17 protein-coding genes and 1 riboswitch are annotated in these 14572 nt (G+C 65.4%); of the genes, 1 reads left to right on the forward strand and 16 read right to left on the reverse strand.

Annotation, left to right across the window (positions count from 1 at the left end):
* Positions 1-153: 153 nt before the first annotated feature.
* The 15 genes from RR51_RS27460 to cobO form a co-directional block, all read right to left on the reverse strand.
* Positions 154-705, reverse strand: a complete 552-nt coding sequence (locus RR51_RS27460) for a glutathione peroxidase (protein WP_039615355.1) — start codon at positions 703-705, stop codon at positions 154-156.
* Positions 706-751: 46 nt separating this feature from the next.
* Complete coding sequence (locus tag RR51_RS31790) at positions 752-874, reverse strand: hypothetical protein (RefSeq protein ID WP_013971388.1); 123 nt, start codon at positions 872-874, stop codon at positions 752-754.
* On the reverse strand, positions 871-2073 hold the full coding sequence (locus tag RR51_RS27465; protein ID WP_039615356.1) for an MFS transporter: 1203 nt from the start codon (positions 2071-2073) through the stop codon (positions 871-873). The genes RR51_RS31790 and RR51_RS27465 overlap by 4 nt, the downstream gene beginning before the upstream one ends.
* Positions 2074-2137: 64 nt before the next feature.
* Entirely contained in the window at positions 2138-2542 is a 405-nt protein-coding gene (locus RR51_RS27470) for a MarR family winged helix-turn-helix transcriptional regulator (protein WP_013971386.1), read from the reverse strand.
* Between the two features lie 60 nt (positions 2543-2602).
* Complete coding sequence (locus tag RR51_RS27475) at positions 2603-3718, reverse strand: glycoside hydrolase family 5 protein (RefSeq protein ID WP_177328689.1); 1116 nt, start codon at positions 3716-3718, stop codon at positions 2603-2605.
* 222 nt (positions 3719-3940) lie between these two features.
* On the reverse strand, positions 3941-4663 hold the full coding sequence (locus tag RR51_RS27480) for an adenosylcobinamide-GDP ribazoletransferase (RefSeq protein WP_039615358.1): 723 nt from the start codon (positions 4661-4663) through the stop codon (positions 3941-3943).
* A gap of 1 nt (position 4664) precedes the next feature.
* Positions 4665-5231, reverse strand: a complete 567-nt coding sequence (locus RR51_RS27485) for a histidine phosphatase family protein (RefSeq protein WP_039615359.1) — start codon at positions 5229-5231, stop codon at positions 4665-4667.
* A complete protein-coding gene (gene cobT, locus RR51_RS27490; RefSeq protein WP_039615360.1) occupies positions 5228-6283 on the reverse strand; it encodes a nicotinate-nucleotide--dimethylbenzimidazole phosphoribosyltransferase in 1056 nt (351 codons plus the stop codon). The genes RR51_RS27485 and cobT overlap by 4 nt, the downstream gene beginning before the upstream one ends.
* On the reverse strand, positions 6280-6801 hold the full coding sequence (gene cobU, locus RR51_RS27495; protein WP_039615361.1) for a bifunctional adenosylcobinamide kinase/adenosylcobinamide-phosphate guanylyltransferase: 522 nt from the start codon (positions 6799-6801) through the stop codon (positions 6280-6282). The genes cobT and cobU overlap by 4 nt, the downstream gene beginning before the upstream one ends.
* Before the next feature lies 1 nt (position 6802).
* Positions 6803-8257 (reverse strand): cobyric acid synthase, encoded by a 1455-nt coding sequence (locus RR51_RS27500; RefSeq protein ID WP_039615362.1) that lies wholly within the window; start codon positions 8255-8257, stop codon positions 6803-6805.
* Positions 8254-9246: a threonine-phosphate decarboxylase CobD gene (gene cobD / locus RR51_RS27505; protein ID WP_024086410.1), complete on the reverse strand. Its 993-nt coding sequence runs from the start codon at positions 9244-9246 to the stop codon at positions 8254-8256. The genes RR51_RS27500 and cobD overlap by 4 nt, the downstream gene beginning before the upstream one ends.
* Positions 9239-10147, reverse strand: coding sequence for an adenosylcobinamide-phosphate synthase CbiB (gene cbiB / locus RR51_RS27510; protein ID WP_015269245.1), 909 nt, complete (start codon positions 10145-10147; stop codon positions 9239-9241). The genes cobD and cbiB overlap by 8 nt, the downstream gene beginning before the upstream one ends.
* Positions 10144-10794 (reverse strand): 5,6-dimethylbenzimidazole synthase, encoded by a 651-nt coding sequence (gene bluB / locus RR51_RS27515; protein ID WP_039615363.1) that lies wholly within the window; start codon positions 10792-10794, stop codon positions 10144-10146. The genes cbiB and bluB overlap by 4 nt, the downstream gene beginning before the upstream one ends.
* Positions 10791-12086, reverse strand: a complete 1296-nt coding sequence (locus RR51_RS27520; RefSeq protein WP_039615364.1) for a cobyrinate a,c-diamide synthase — start codon at positions 12084-12086, stop codon at positions 10791-10793. Before RR51_RS27520 ends, bluB begins: the two co-directional genes overlap by 4 nt.
* Entirely contained in the window at positions 12083-12694 is a 612-nt protein-coding gene (gene cobO / locus RR51_RS27525) for a cob(I)yrinic acid a,c-diamide adenosyltransferase (protein ID WP_013971375.1), read from the reverse strand. Before cobO ends, RR51_RS27520 begins: the two co-directional genes overlap by 4 nt.
* Before the next feature lie 120 nt (positions 12695-12814).
* A riboswitch (cobalamin riboswitch) is annotated at positions 12815-13034 on the reverse strand.
* 167 nt (positions 13035-13201) lie between these two features.
* Here cobO and RR51_RS27530 point away from each other — a divergent pair.
* Entirely contained in the window at positions 13202-13780 is a 579-nt protein-coding gene (locus RR51_RS27530; RefSeq protein ID WP_015269242.1) for a hypothetical protein, read from the forward strand.
* A gap of 567 nt (positions 13781-14347) precedes the next feature.
* Here the strand turns inward: RR51_RS27530 and RR51_RS31370 are convergent.
* On the reverse strand, positions 14348-14572 hold a 225-nt coding region (locus RR51_RS31370), incomplete at its 5' end, for a hypothetical protein (RefSeq protein ID WP_039615365.1).

Below are 14572 nucleotides of genomic sequence, written 5' to 3' on the forward strand. Positions count from 1 at the left end.
ATGCCCGTCACCTCCCTCCGCAGTCCCTTCGCTCGGCCTCCTGAAGTCGCAATCGGCGGCGCCTGAACTATCGCGCGCTTAAAAGCAAAAGCAAGAGCAAGAGCAAGAGCAAGAGCAAGAGCAAGAGCAAGAGCAAGAGCAAGAGCTGCTAGGTTATGGCTGGGAGGCAATGGCCTTTTCGATGGCTGCCCGGAACGCTGGATCATCCGGCTTGGTCAGGCTGGAGAAGTTACCTATCACCTTGCCTTTACGGTCCACCACGTACTTGTAGAAATTCCACTTCGGCGCACTGCTCTGGCTGGCAAGCTCCGCGAACAGCGGTATCGCATCCGCGCCCCGAACCGCCTGTGTCTTGGTCATGGTAAAGGTGACGCCATAGTTGGCATAACAAACCTTGGCAGTCTTCTCGCTGTCGGCGTCCTCCTGCTTGAAGTCATTGGAAGGCACACCAAGCATTTCCAGCCCTTGCTCGTGATATTCCTTGTAGGTCGCCTCAAGCCCCTCGAACTGCGGCGCGAAACCGCAGTAACTGGCCGTGTTGACCACCACCAGCGGCTTGCCTGCAAAGCGCTGGCACAGGTCCACCTGCCCCTTGCCCCGCAACTCTGGCAGGCTACCCTGCAACAACGCCGGGCAATCGGCAGCCCAGCTCGATGCGCCGGCAAGCAGGGCCAGCACCGGCACCGTCAACCAATGTGCACGCATGACTCTTTTCTCCCGCAAGACAATCCTCGAACTTGCAGGGTAGCGCCTAACAAACACTCATGCCCAATTGCATCAACGCCATCCCGCCCTTGTGCCAGCCCCACCACACCAGCGCCAGCAACGACAGGGCGGCGAGGGCCAGCAGCCCTCGAGCCAGGTAGCGGTTCATGCGGCCTGGGCCTGCAGGCGGGCGACCGGGCGTTCGCGCACGGGCCAATTGAGGGCGGCAGCCAGCAGGCTGAGCAGGATGGAAATCTGCCAGACCAGGTCGTAGCTGCCAGTGCGGTCATACACCACCCCGCCCAACCAACCGCCCAGGAAGGCACCCAGCTGGTGGAACAGGAAGACGATACCGCCAAGCATGGACAAGTTGCGCACGCCGAATACGGTAGCCACGGTGCCGTTGGTCAACGGCACCGTGGACAACCACAGCAGGCCCATGGCGATGCCGAACAGATAAGCACTGAATTCGCTCACCGGCGCCCAGAGGAACAGCACGATCACTACCGCACGCAGCAGGTACAACCCGGTCAGCAGGCGCGGCTTGGACATGCGCCCGCCCAGCCAGCCGGCAGTGAAGGTACCGACGATATTGAAAAGGCCTACCAGCGCCAGCACCGTGGTGCCGGTAGTCGCGGCAAGATGCTGGTCGACCAGGTAGGCCGGCAGATGCACGCCAATGAACACCACCTGGAAACCACAAACGAAAAAGCCCAGCGCCAGCAACCAGAAGCCGGAGTGCGAGCAAGCCTCGCGCAAAGCCTGGCTCAGGGTCTGTTCGGCTCCATGAGTGGGCAGAGGCCGGTCGCGCAGCAGGCCGACGAAAGGCACGATCAGCGCCACCATCAGGCCCAGGACCAGCAACGCTGCGGACCAGCCCAGCCACTGGATAAGGCCGAGCGTGCCCGGCAACATTGCGAACTGGCCGAAAGAACCAGCAGCACTGGCAATGCCCATGGCCATGCTGCGCTTTTCCGCCGGCACGGCACGCCCGACCACGCCGAGGATGACCGAGAACGAGGTGCCGGACAGACCGATACCGATCAACAAGCCGGCACTCAGCGACAACGACCAGGCCGAGTCGGCCATGCCCATCAGCACCAACCCGGCAGCGTAGAGAATACCGCCAATGATCACCACCCGCGCCGCGCCCATGCGGTCGGCCAGGGCGCCGGCGAACGGTTGCGCCAGCCCCCAGATCAGGTTCTGCAAGGCGATGGCGAAGGCAAACACCTCACGCCCCCAGCCGAAGTCCGCGCTCATAGGCGCCAGGAACAGGCCGAAGCCGTGCCGCACACCCAGGGATAGCGCCAGGATCAGCGCTGCCCCCACCAATACCCACCCGCTGGTTCGCCACACCGAAGTCATTGTCGTTATCTCCAGCACATCGCAAGGTTTTACGGGTATATACCCGCTTATAGTCGTATCAATTTCAAGCCAGCTGATTCAGCAAACGGACCAGTTCATCCCGCTGCCCTGCCCCCAGCCGCTCCACCAACTCTGCCTGTGCCTGTTCCCAGGCCGGATGGGCCGCGTGCAGCAATTGGGTACCGGCCTCGGTCAGCAGCACCACGCGGTTGCGTTGGTCGTCACCATCGGCCAAGGCCACCAGCCCTTCAGCCTCCAGCACCCGCAGGTTGCGGCCCAGGGTACTGCGCTCCAGGCCCATGGCCTCCGCCAGGGTGGTGATACTGGGACGATCGAGCCGCTGCAGATGACGCAACAGGGAAAACTGGGCGACATTGACCCCAAAGCTGGCAAGGGCCTCGTCGTAATGCCGGCTCACCCCACGGGCGGCGCGACGCAGATGGGTGCAGATGCATTCACTGGTCAACATGGATACGTGTATATACCCGCGTCATGTGTGTTGCAAGAGTTTTCACGACTGCCAGACACCTCAGCCTGGGTTCAGCCGCTTGCGAATCGGCTCGAACTCCACCGTGGCCTTGCGCGGTAGCGGGTCTGGAGCGCCCTGCTCGATTGCCTGCCAATAGCGCCACGGCACCTTGGTCGAGCCCAGCTCATAGTCCATGCCATCCCAGTTGTCTTCACGGAAGCTGTAGAAGGCCCAGTGCAACTGGTGGCGATCCAGCACGCTGAGCACGTCTTCCAGGTATTGCCGGCAGCCCGGCAGCCTGCGCATGCAGCCGAACTCGCCCACCACCAACCGAGAGCGGGGCACGTTCATGGCCGCGGCCCAATCCAGCGGCTGGCGCAGGTATTGCGCCACACGCTGGCCATCCCACTGCTGCGTCTGCCCCGCAAACGGTGCCGGGCCGGGATAGGCGATGGGTTGCTCGCGCGTCATGTTTGGTGCACTGGTCACCAGATAGGGCTCGTACATGTGCACGCTGTACAGCACCCGCTGGTCTTCCAGGGGAGCCGGCCAGTAACCGAAGGCGTCGGCGGCGGCGAACCAGCCGGCATCGAGCATGACCGGCGTGTCCGCGTCCTCCTCGCGAATGGCCGCTATCAACTGCCGATACAGGGCCGGCAGATCACGCGCAGTGCCCTGCTGCCCTGCATACCACTGCTGCATTTGCCCAGGGTTGGCATGCTCGGCCAGGCCACCGTGCTTCTCCGGGGCGGGCTCGTTGACCAGGTTGTAGGCGGCGATGGCCGGGTGACCTTTCAGCTCACGGGCCAGATCCCGCCAGAAGGCCGCAGACTGCAACCAGTAGCGTTTGTCCTGCCAGAGGCGGTCGTCGAACTGGCCCTGGTTGTTTTGCGACCAGCGCATGCCGGGTAACGAGAGCGGTGAGATGACCACCTTGAGGCCGGCCTGGTGGGCGCGGTCGAGGGTAGCTCGCAGCGTGGCCAGGTCGGCGGCAGGCAGGCCTTGGTAGGCATCGGCATCGCCGATGAGGAAATCGCGTTCCGCCGGCTGCCATTTGTCGTAGGACAGCCGCACCCAGGTCGCGCCATAACCGCTCAAGGCGTCGAAGTAGACTTGGTCAGGTGGCAGCCGGTTGAAGCTGTTGCCACCGTGGCGGGGGGTGTTCCAGAAAGCCATGAGATCGGCGGCCACGGCGGCAGGCCCCATGGCCAACAAAAACGCAGCGAGAATGACATGACGCATGGTGTCGACACTCCTCGACAGGTTGCGGGAGGGACAAGCATACGTCGGTGAAAAGATGCCGGTTCTTGCTGAGTTTTTCAGGAATTTACCGGCACGTTAGGCTCAGAAATGCCCTACAGAAAAATCCCGCCGCGTGGTCACTTGTAGGAGCAAAGCTCAGAGGCCCAACGCCAACCCCAGCACCACGGCCAGTTCGAGCAACTCCAGCATTGCACCAGCGGTATCGCCGGTAGTCCCGCCCAGGCGCCGGCACATCAGGTGCCGCAACCAGGCAAACACCGCCAACGCCAGCACCACGATCCACCCGCCCAGGACCAGGCAGAAAAGCACACAGCCCAGCAGCACCCAGCCGGCCGCCTGCCGGGGCAGGTGCTCGGCCAGCGCCTGCCCCAAACCGCCCTGCCGTACATAAGGTGTACTCAGGAAAAGCCCGAGCATCGCCGCCCGCCCGATCAACGGTGCCAATAGCAACTGTGCGCCAATGCCCTGCTCGACCAGCACCCACAAAGCGCAGAACTTCAGCAACAGCACCAGCACCAGGGTGACCACGGCAATCGGCCCGCTACGTGGGTCCTTCATGATCAGCAAGGTGCGTTCGCGGTCACCGAAACCGCCAAGCCAAGCGTCGGCGCTGTCCGCCAAGCCATCCAGGTGCAAGGCGCCACTGAGCAACACCCACAACGTGAGCAGCAGGGCCGCGTGCAGCGGCGCAGGCGTGCCCTGCAGCAGGTAGCTGGCCAGCCACAGCAACAGGCCGAACAGCAACCCGACCAGCGGGTAGCAGAGCAGCGAGCGCCCCACCTCGCGCGGCGCCGGCATGCCCGGCAGACTCACCGGCAGGCTGCTGAGAAACTGCAAGGCAATCCACAACGGCAACATGTCAGCGCCCCTCGACCCACTGGCCGTCGTCACCCGGCACCAATCGCATGAGCGCAGCGTGGCCGACTTCGACCTGCAGCAACTGCGCCCTTGGCAAACCACGGGCACGGGCCAGCAGCAGCCGCATAACGCCGCCATGGGTGACCAGCAGCACACGCTTGCCAGCATGCTGATGGCTCAGGCGCTCGACAGCCGCCAGCACACGCTCGGCGAACGCCTCGACCGGCTCGCCATTGGGCGGTGTAAACGCGTAAGGGTCCGCCCAGAAGCGCCCCAGCGCGTCCGCCTGGTCTTCCATGATCTGCGCCGCACTACGGCCCTCCCAGTCGCCAAAATGCAGCTCCTGCAATGCCGCTTCGCGCTGCACAGGCAGGTTCAGCCGCTCGCCCAGTTCCTCGGCAAAACGGGCACAGCGCTGCAGCGGCGAACTGACCAGCACCTCCCACGGGCCGGCTTCGGCCACGGCTTGACGCATCTGCGCCCAGCCCTTGTCGGTCAAGGCATCATCAAGGCTGCCACGCAGGCCGCCCTGTTCCGTTTCGCCATGGCGCAGCAGGTCGAGGATCATGCCGGGCGGTCCGCCACAGCAGCCTCGGCGAAGGTCGCCATCTGCTCGTGCAACGCACAGGCCAGGCGCAACAGCGGTACGGCCAGGGCAGCCCCACTGCCCTCGCCCAGGCGCAGTCCCAAGGCCAGCAACGGCTCGGCCTGCAAGGCGTCGAGCAAGGCTTTGTGCCCAGGCTCTGCGCCTTGGTGGGCGAACAGCAACCAGGCCCGGCACTGCGAGTTGAGGCGCACCGCCAGCAGCGCGGCGACACTGCAGATGAAGCCGTCCACCAGTACCGCGATACCCGCCTGCGCACAGCCAATGTAGGCACCGGCCAAGGCCGCGATCTCGAAACCACCGACACAGCCCAGTGCCTGCAATGGATCGTTGGCGCTAAGGCCATGCAGGCTCAACGCACGCTCGATGACCTCGGCCTTGTGCCGCACCCCGGCGTGGTCCAGGCCGGTACCCGGGCCACTCAATTCAGCCGGTGGGCAGCCGAGCAACACGCTGGCCAGGGCAGCGGCAGCCGTGGTGTTGCCAATACCCATCTCGCCACCGATGAACAGCTGCGCGCCCTGTTCGGCGGCGCGCAGGGCACTATCGCGACCGGCCTGCAGGGCGGCCTGCAGCTGGCCCTCGGTCATCGCCGGCTGGCGGGCGAAGTTGGCGGTACCGGCGCCAAGGCGCAGATGGCGCACGCCAGGCAGTTCCAGGTGCGGGTCGATGGTGCCCAGGTCGACCACTTCCAGACTCGCCTGCAGCTGGCGCGCCAGCACGCTGATTGCCGCGCCACCACCGACGAAGTTGCGCAGCATCTGCCCGGTCACCGCTTGCGGGTAGGCCGAGATGCCTTCCTCGACCACGCCGTGGTCACCGGCAAAAATGCTGATTGCGGCGTTATCCAAGGTCGGCCGTTCACACCCCTGCAGGCCGGCCAGCTGAATGGCCAATCCTTCCAGTTGGCCTAGCGAACCGGCAGGTTTGGTCAGCTGCTGCTGACGGGCGCGGGCCTGGTCCATGGCGGCGTTGTCGAGAGGTTGGCAGGCGTCACGCCACCAGGCTTGGGTCATAGTGCAGGTCCTTTGAGCATTAGGGGCAGGCCGGCCACAGTCAGCACCACGCGCTGACAGCGTTCGGCCACGGCCTGGTGCAACCAGCCGGCCAGGTCGACATAGCGACGAGTCAGCTCGCCCATGGGCACGACGCCCAGGCCGGTTTCGTTACTGACCAGGATGACCGTGCCCGGCAACTGTTCCAGGCAGGCCAGCAGCGCATCACGCTCCTCGGTCAGGCGCTGGTCGTCTTCGAGCATCAGCAGGTTGGTCAACCACAGGGTCAGGCAATCCACCAGCAGGCAGCGCCCTTCGGCCGCTTCGGCGCGCAGTACCGCGGCCAGGGCCAGGGGTTCTTCGATCAACCCCCAGTCATCGGGGCGACGCTGGCGGTGCAGCAGCACGCGTTCGTTCATTTCACCATCCAGCGGCTGGCTGGTGGCGATGTAGGTCACCGGCAGGCCACTGGCGCTGGCCAGCTGTTCGGCCAGGCGGCTCTTGCCCGAGCGGGCGCCGCCGAGGATCAGGTTGAGCATGTCAGGCCACCCCACAGAGCTGGCGCAGGCGCGCGGTGTCCAGATGCTTTTCCACCAGGTCGGCCAGGCGCTCGATATCGCGTTCGCGCAGGGCCTGGTAATCGACGACCTGCACATCATCCAGCCCAGCCCAGCGCAGCAGCGCCGCGCACGACTGGCTGCCTTCGAACAGGCCGTGCAGGTAGGTGGCAAGTATCTGGCCATCAGCGCTGACAGCACCATCGCAACGCCCATCGGCAAGTTGCACGGCTGGCTGCTCCAGGGCAGGCCCCGTGGTGACGCCGGCATGAATTTCATAACCGGCAACCGGGACTGCTTCCAGGTTCAGCGTGCCGGCAACGTTGCGCAGTTGTTTCTCGGCTTCGAGCACCGTGGCGTAATCGAGCAGGCCAAGCCCCGGGCTGGAGCCAGCAGCCCCCTCGAGACCAAGCGGGTCATGCACTTCGCGGCCCAGCATCTGCAAGCCACCGCAGATCCCGATCAGCTTGCCGCCATAGCGCAGGTGCCGGTCGATGGCCTTGTCCCAACCGCGCTCACGCAGTTGCGCCAGGTCGCCGCGCACACTCTTGGAACCCGGCAGGATGATCAGGTCGGCGGCCGGGATCGGCTGGCCCGCGCCGATGAACTGCAGGTCCACCTGGGGGTGCAGGCGCAGTGGGTCGAAGTCGGTGTGGTTGCTGATACGCGGCAGCACCGGGACGATCACCTTGAGCACGCGCTCGGCCTTTGCCCCCTGGCGTGCATCGATGCCGTCTTCGGCTTCCAGATGCAGGTCGTTTACATACGGCAGCACGCCCAGTACCGGTTTGCCGGTGCGCTGTTCCAGCCAGTCCAGCCCCGGCTGCAGCAAGGCGATGTCGCCGCGGAAGCGGTTTATGACAAAGCCCTTTACCCGCGCCTGCTCACTGGGCGACAGCAGTTCCAGGGTGCCGACGAGATGGGCGAACACACCACCACGATTGATGTCGGCAACCAGGATCACCGGGCAGTCCACCGCTTCGGCAAAACCCATGTTGGCAATGTCACCGGCACGCAGGTTGATCTCCGCCGGCGAGCCCGCGCCTTCGACCATGACCACCGGCCAGGCAGCACTCAGGCGCTGGTGCGAAGCCAGCACCGCCTGCATGGCGATGGCCTTGTAGTCGTGGTAGGCCACCGCGTTCATGCTGGTGACGGCACGGCCATGGATGATCACCTGGGCGCCGGTGTCGCTGTTGGGCTTGAGCAGCACCGGGTTCATGTCGGTGTGTGGTTGCAGCCGGCAGGCCTGGGCCTGCACCGCCTGGGCCCGGCCGATTTCACCGCCATCGGCGGTCACCGCGCTGTTCAGCGCCATGTTCTGCGGCTTGAACGGCACCACGCCGACGCCCTGGCGCAACAGCCAGCGGCACAGTGCGGTCACCAGCGTGCTCTTGCCGGCGTCGGAGGTGGTGCCTTGCACCATGAGGGTGGTCATGCCGTTTCCTTCTGATAGGCCGCCAGGGCTTGGGCCAGGCGCTGTTCGTCCGCCGCACAGGCTGGCAGCCCCAGGCGTATCGCCTGCGGCTGCTCGAACAGCCGCACCAGGATGCCGCGGCGGGCGAGAAAGTCATGCAGTTGCGCAGCGTGCTCGCTGCGTACGTACTGGAACAGATCGCAACCACCGCTGGGCGCCAGGCCGGCGCTGCGCAACAGCATAGCCAGCCGCTGGCTGGCGGCAGCGCAGCGTTCGACCTGCACACGCTGGGCGACGTGGTCGGCCAGGCTGGCCTGGGCCAGCACCCGGGTCGGGCCATTGACAGTCCACGGGCCGAGCAACTCGGCCAGGCGCAGCAGCAGGCTGCGTTCGGCGGCAACGAACCCCAGGCGCACACCAGCCAGGCCGAAGAACTTGCCGAACGAGCGCAGCACGATCAGCCCCGGGCGCTCGGCACAATCGACCACGCTTTGCGCCGGGGTGTTGTCCATGAACGCTTCATCGACCAGCAGCCAGCCACCGCGGGCGGCCAGGCGCATGTGCCAATCCAGCAGGCGTTCACGCGGCACCCGGCGGCCGGTAGGGTTGTTGGGGTTCACCAGCACCAGTACGTCGAGGCTGTCGAGCGTCGCCTCGACCTGCGCTTCATCCAGCTCCAGCAACTGGTGCCCCGCCCGTTGCCAGGCGTATGGATGCTCGGCATAGCATGGCGTCAACACCCCTACCCGGCCGGCTGCACGCAGCAGCGGCAAGGCCTGGATCGCGGCCTGGGAACCGGCCACCGCCAGCAATTGGCGGGCGCCGTAATACGCACGCGCGGCGTCCTCCAGGCCGTCCTCGGTCTCCGGCAGGCGGGCCCAGGCCTCCATGGGGATCGGTGGAATCGGGAAAGGCCATGGCGCAATGCCGCTGGACAGGTCGAGCCACTGCTCGCGGGCGATGCCGTATTGCCGTACCGCCCGCAGCAGGCGGCCTCCGTGTTCAAGCATTGATATAGGCCCCCAGGCAGATCACCAGCAGCCACAGCCATACGCCGCGCTGCACCAGGCCCCAGCCACGCTCGATGGCGTCGGCGTCGGCCATTGGCCCGTCACCCAGGCGTGGCCGCTCATGCAGCTCGCCGTGGTACACCGCCGGGCCACCGAGTTCCACCCCTAACGCACCAGCACCGGCGGCCATCACCGGCCCGGCATTGGGGCTGTCCCACAGCGGGCCCTGCTTGCGCCAGCAGGCCAGGGCCAGGCGGGTCTTGCCCAGCAGCGCGTAGGTCAACGCCACCAGCCTGGCGGGAATATAGTTGAGCACATCATCGACCCGCGCCGCACACCAGCCGAAACGTTCGAAGCGCTCGTTGCGGTAGCCCCACATGGCGTCCAAGGTGTTGCTCAGGCGGTACAGCACCACGCCAGGCGCGCCGGCGACCACGAACCAGAACAGCGCGGCGAATACCGCATCGCTGCCATTCTCCAGCACCGACTCGGTGGCCGCCCGGGCCACCGCAGGCTCGTCAAGTTCGCGGGTTTCGCGGCTGACCAGGTAGCCCACACGGCGCCGCGCTTCTTGCAGGTCACCCTGGCGCAAGGCACTGGCCACTGGCAACACGTGTTCACCCAGGCTGCGCAGCCCGACAGCGCAGTACAGCGCCAGCACATCGACCAGCCAGCCGATGTACGGCAGCCAGGACAGGATCAGTGCCACCAGGGTAAGCGGCACCACAGCCAGGAACCATGCGCTCACCCCGTGGCTGCGCCAGCCGCGCCCACCGGCATTCAGGCGGCGCTCGAGGTTACTGGCCATGTTGCCGAAGGCTACCAGCGGATGGCGCCGCTGCGGTTCGCCCAGCAAGGCATCCAGGGCCACCCCGGCCACGGTCAGCAAGGCCACGCTCATTGGCGCTCTCCCCATTGGTTCTCAAAGAGCATTTCACTCAAGGGCCGTTCCTCTGCCCAGTTCTCCAGCACCAGCATTGGTGCCGGGTAGAACTCGGTCACCGGCCCCAGGCACAGCACCGCGACCGGCTTGGCCCCGGTCGGCATACCCAGCAGCGCCGCCAGCGCCTGCGGGTCGAACAGCGACACCCAGCCCATGCCCAGGCCTTCGCCACGGGCTGCCAGCCACAGGTTCTGGATGGCGCAGGCCAGCGAGGCCAGGTCCATTTCCGGCAGGGTGCGGCGGCCGAAGATATGCGGCTCGCGGTTGTCCATCAGGGCGGCCACCAGCAGCTCGGCGCAGTCATTGATGCCTTCCACCTTCAGTTTCATGAAGGCGTCGGAGCGTTCGCCCAAGGCTTCGGCGGTACGCACCCGCTCTGCTTCCACCAACGCCTGGATGCGCGCACGCAAGTCGCGCCGGGTGATGCGGATGAAGCGCCAGGGCTGCATCAACCCGACGCTCGGCGCCTGGTGCGCGGCAGCCAACAGGCGGCCCAGCAGTTCCGGGGCTACCTCGCCACCGGCGAAATGGCGCATGTCACGGCGTTCACCGATGGCCCGATAGATCGCGGCGCGCTCGGCGTCGCTGTAGGCGTGTTCGCTCATGGTCGCAACAGCGCCGCCGCCGCATCAGGGTTGGAGGGAAAGTAGAAGTGCACGTAGGAAGCCGTCAGCCGACCCAGGCGGTACACCGCTTCGTTGCCGCGCCCGCCGTTGGGGCTCAGGCCACGTGCGATCGGCTCCAGTACGGTACTGGTCAACGAATGGTGATAGGTGTGACCGCGCAGGGTGCCTTCCGGCAGTTCCACCGCTTGCAGGGCCAAGGCAGCCAGGCGCTTCTGCATGGTCGCTTCGCCCGGCAGCAGGCCGAGCAGCTCGGCACGCTCGCCGGCCACGTCGGTCAGGGCATCAAGCAGGTACAGCATGCCGCCGCACTCTGCCAGCAACGGTTTGCCCTGGGCGTGATGGGCACGGATCGCCTCGCTCATCGGCGCGTTGGCAGCCAGGGCGTGGTGGTGCAGTTCGGGATAACCGCCTGGCAGATACAGGCTGTCCACTGCTGGTAGTTCGCGGTCATGCAGCGGCGAGAAGAACTCCAGCTGCGCGCCCAGGTTGCGCAGCAGGTCGAGGTTGGCGCCATAGGTGAAGGCAAAGGCCTCGTCCCGCGCCACGCCAATGCGCACACCGGTCAACGAGGCGGCACTGGCTTGCGGCTCGGGTTCGGCAAAGGTCACTGGCGGCGGCAAGGCGGCATCGCAACTGGCGCCAAGCGCCTCGGCAGCGGCATCCAGGCGAGCGTCCAGGTCGTTCAGCTCGCTGGCCTGGACCAGCCCCAGGTGACGGCTGGGTAGCTCTATACCGCGCTCGCGGGACAAGCCGCCATACCAGCGCAGGCCTTCGGTCAGGCTACCTTCCAGCAGTTGCGCGTGGCGCAGGCTGCCCACCCGGTTGGCCAACACACCGGCAAACGGCAGGTCCGCCTGGTAGCGTGCCAGGCCCAGGGCCAGGGCGCCAAAGGTCTGAGCCATGGCCGTGCCGTCTATCACCGCCAGTACCGGCACGCCGAAGTGACGCGCCAGGTCGGCGCTGGACGGCGTGCCGTCGAACAGCCCCATCACCCCTTCGATCAGGATCAGGTCGGCCTCGCCGGCGGCTTCCCACAGCAGGCGGCGGCTTTCATCGGCGCCGATCATCCACAGGTCGAGCTGGTACACCGGCGCGCCGCTGGCCCGCTCAAGGATCATCGGGTCGAGAAAGTCGGGGCCGCACTTGAACACCCGCACTTTGCGCCCAAGGTTGCGGTGCAGCCGGGCCAACGCGGCGGTGACGGTGGTCTTGCCCTGACCAGAGGCCGGTGCCGCGATCAGTACGGCAGGGCAATGGCGCGGCTGGCTCACAGCTCCACGCCCTTCTGTGCACGGATACCGGCCTGGAACGCGTGCTTGAGCATGCCCATTTCGGTCACAGTGTCGGCCAGCTCGATCATCTCGGGTTTCGCGGCACGGCCAGTGACGATCACATGCTGCATCGGTGGGCGGGCCTGGATGTCGGACAGCACCTGGTCAAGGTCGAGGTAGCCGTGCTTGAGGGCGATGTTCAGTTCATCGAGCACCACGAACTGCACGCTCGGATCTTGCAGCAACTGGCGCGAAACGGCCCAGGCTGCTTCGGCGGCGGCAATGTCGCGCTGGCGATCCTGAGTTTCCCAGGTAAAGCCCTCGCCCATCACGTGGTAGCGCACCTGCTCGGGGAAGCGGCGGAAGAACAGCTCTTCGCCGGTGCTGTTGCGGCCCTTGATGAACTGCACCACGCCGCACTGCATGCCATGGCCCAGGGCGCGCGCGAGCATACCGAAGGCCGAGCTGCTCTTGCCCTTGCCGTTGCCGGTCAGCACCAGCAGCAGGCCGCATTCGTTGGGGGAATTAGCGATGCGTTCGTCGATGATCGCCTTCTTGCGCTGCATGCGCGCCAGGTGGCGTTCGTCGCGTTCGGTGGATTCGCTCATCAGGGTTCTCCGCTGGCTGGCGCCACGGCAACGCGCGGCGACAGGTAAAAGGCGGGCAGACGGAGAACGCGCAGGGGCCGTGGCCGTACGCCACGGTGCACCGCGCATCACCCTCCGTGATGCCGTTGGCAGTATCAGGCCGGTCTCCGGGCTTGTGAGCGGGCCTTGGCCCAGGCCTGCGCGCCTTCCCGGGTGCTGGCACCCAGTGGCCCTGCGCGGCCGCGACTCACCTACCGTTGCGGGGGCAGCGCCGGAATCGCGCCATGCTGGCACCCACCGGCTTCCCAGTTTCACCCTGCCCAGTCGGGGCTGGCAGGGCACCTGAAACACGCGCGAAGGTTAGAGGGTTGGACCGGGAGCGTCAATCGAAGCGGGCCGCTTTGCAGCCGAACAGGCTCCGCCTGGGTAATGGCCAATTCACCTTGTTGTGCCACACTGAATACAGTGATATCACATAGCCATCACTTTCAGCTGAACGCGATCACAACTACAACAGGAGAGCGCAGCATGCGAGGCCAGATCATCAACAACCCGCGCCTGGAGTTTCTTGCTCCGGTGCTGGAGCGCTGGGGCGACTGTATCGACCGCTTCAACCAGTTTGCTGGCGATGCCGAAGCACCTTACTGGCATGGCGCCGCCGCCAATACGGGGCTGCTTGCCGCAGCGGCCTGGCAAGCCGAACTGGCGGCGCTGCAGCAGTTTGCCGGCAAGAAGCAGCGCGACGAAGGTGAACACGAAGGGCGCTGCGACCTGTCGATCAGCAGTGCCGATGAAGCGCTGTACCTCAGTGTCAGTCAGCGCTGGCCAAGAATCGCGAGGCTGGACATGGCCGACGCCCTGCAGCAGACCACTGCCCTCGCGCGCCAGGTGGCCTACCCCAGCCAGTTGAAAGCTGGTGCGCTGTTCATCAGCCCGTGGAAGGCTGGCCAGCATGCCAGCCCCGAGGAACTGCAGGACCTGGTCGACGATCTGCAGAAACATACCGCCTGTGCCATCGCCTGGTACTTCCCGTATGCCTACCGCAAGTTGCACAACGAGCTGGGGCAGTATTTCCCGGGGGTGGCGTTGCTGCTCAAGCAGGCTTGAAGCAACTTCGGCTCGGGCCGGGCGACGTGGCTTCTGTGGGAGCGGGCGTGCCCGCGAAGAATCCAACGCGGTGGCTGGCACCGGCTGCGCCGGTGTTCGCGGGCGCGCCCGCTCCCACAGAGCCCCTGCTAAATCTTTCAGTTATATGCGGCTCCGGTTTTGCCGTCTGAGTATTTCGAGTCCTCGGCGGTCATTCGAGGCTCCTGTTGTAGTGAAGCGACCACCAACCGCGACTAAACAGTATGGTGGCAGCTGTACGTGGGTTAGCCGACCGGGACGTCAGGCACCCGGCGCACCCGCAGGTGCCCCACGCACAGCCGCCATAAGGCGTCAATGCCGATTACTCGGTATTGCTCAGCTGCGGTGTCTGACGATTTCGGGCGGCTAACCCGGTCATTGAAGATCAACGACATGCCGAGACTAGAGGCCGCATTTGGCGCGCGCAACGGAGAATAGGTGTTAAGAGTATCTTTGGGAAACGGCCTACAAGAAAGGTGTTAAATCTGATTCTTGGTCTCGCCCCGACGCCACCTTTGCAACAGCAGCGCATCTCACTGGCACATTGAGTCACCACCAGACCTGCATGCTCTTGCTCTTGCTCTTGCTCTTGCTCTTGCTCTTGCTCTTGCTCTTGCTCTTGCTCTTGCTCTTGCTCTTGCTCTTGCTCTTGATCTTGATCTTGATCTTGATCTTGATTTTGATCTTGATCTTGATCTTGATCTTGATCTTGATCTTGATCTTGATCTTCGCGACTTCAGGAGGCCGAGCAGAGGTCTTGCGGAGGGAGGTGAC

The organism is Pseudomonas sp. C5pp, from assembly GCF_000814065.1.
Lineage (GTDB): Bacteria > Pseudomonadota > Gammaproteobacteria > Pseudomonadales > Pseudomonadaceae > Aquipseudomonas > Aquipseudomonas asiatica.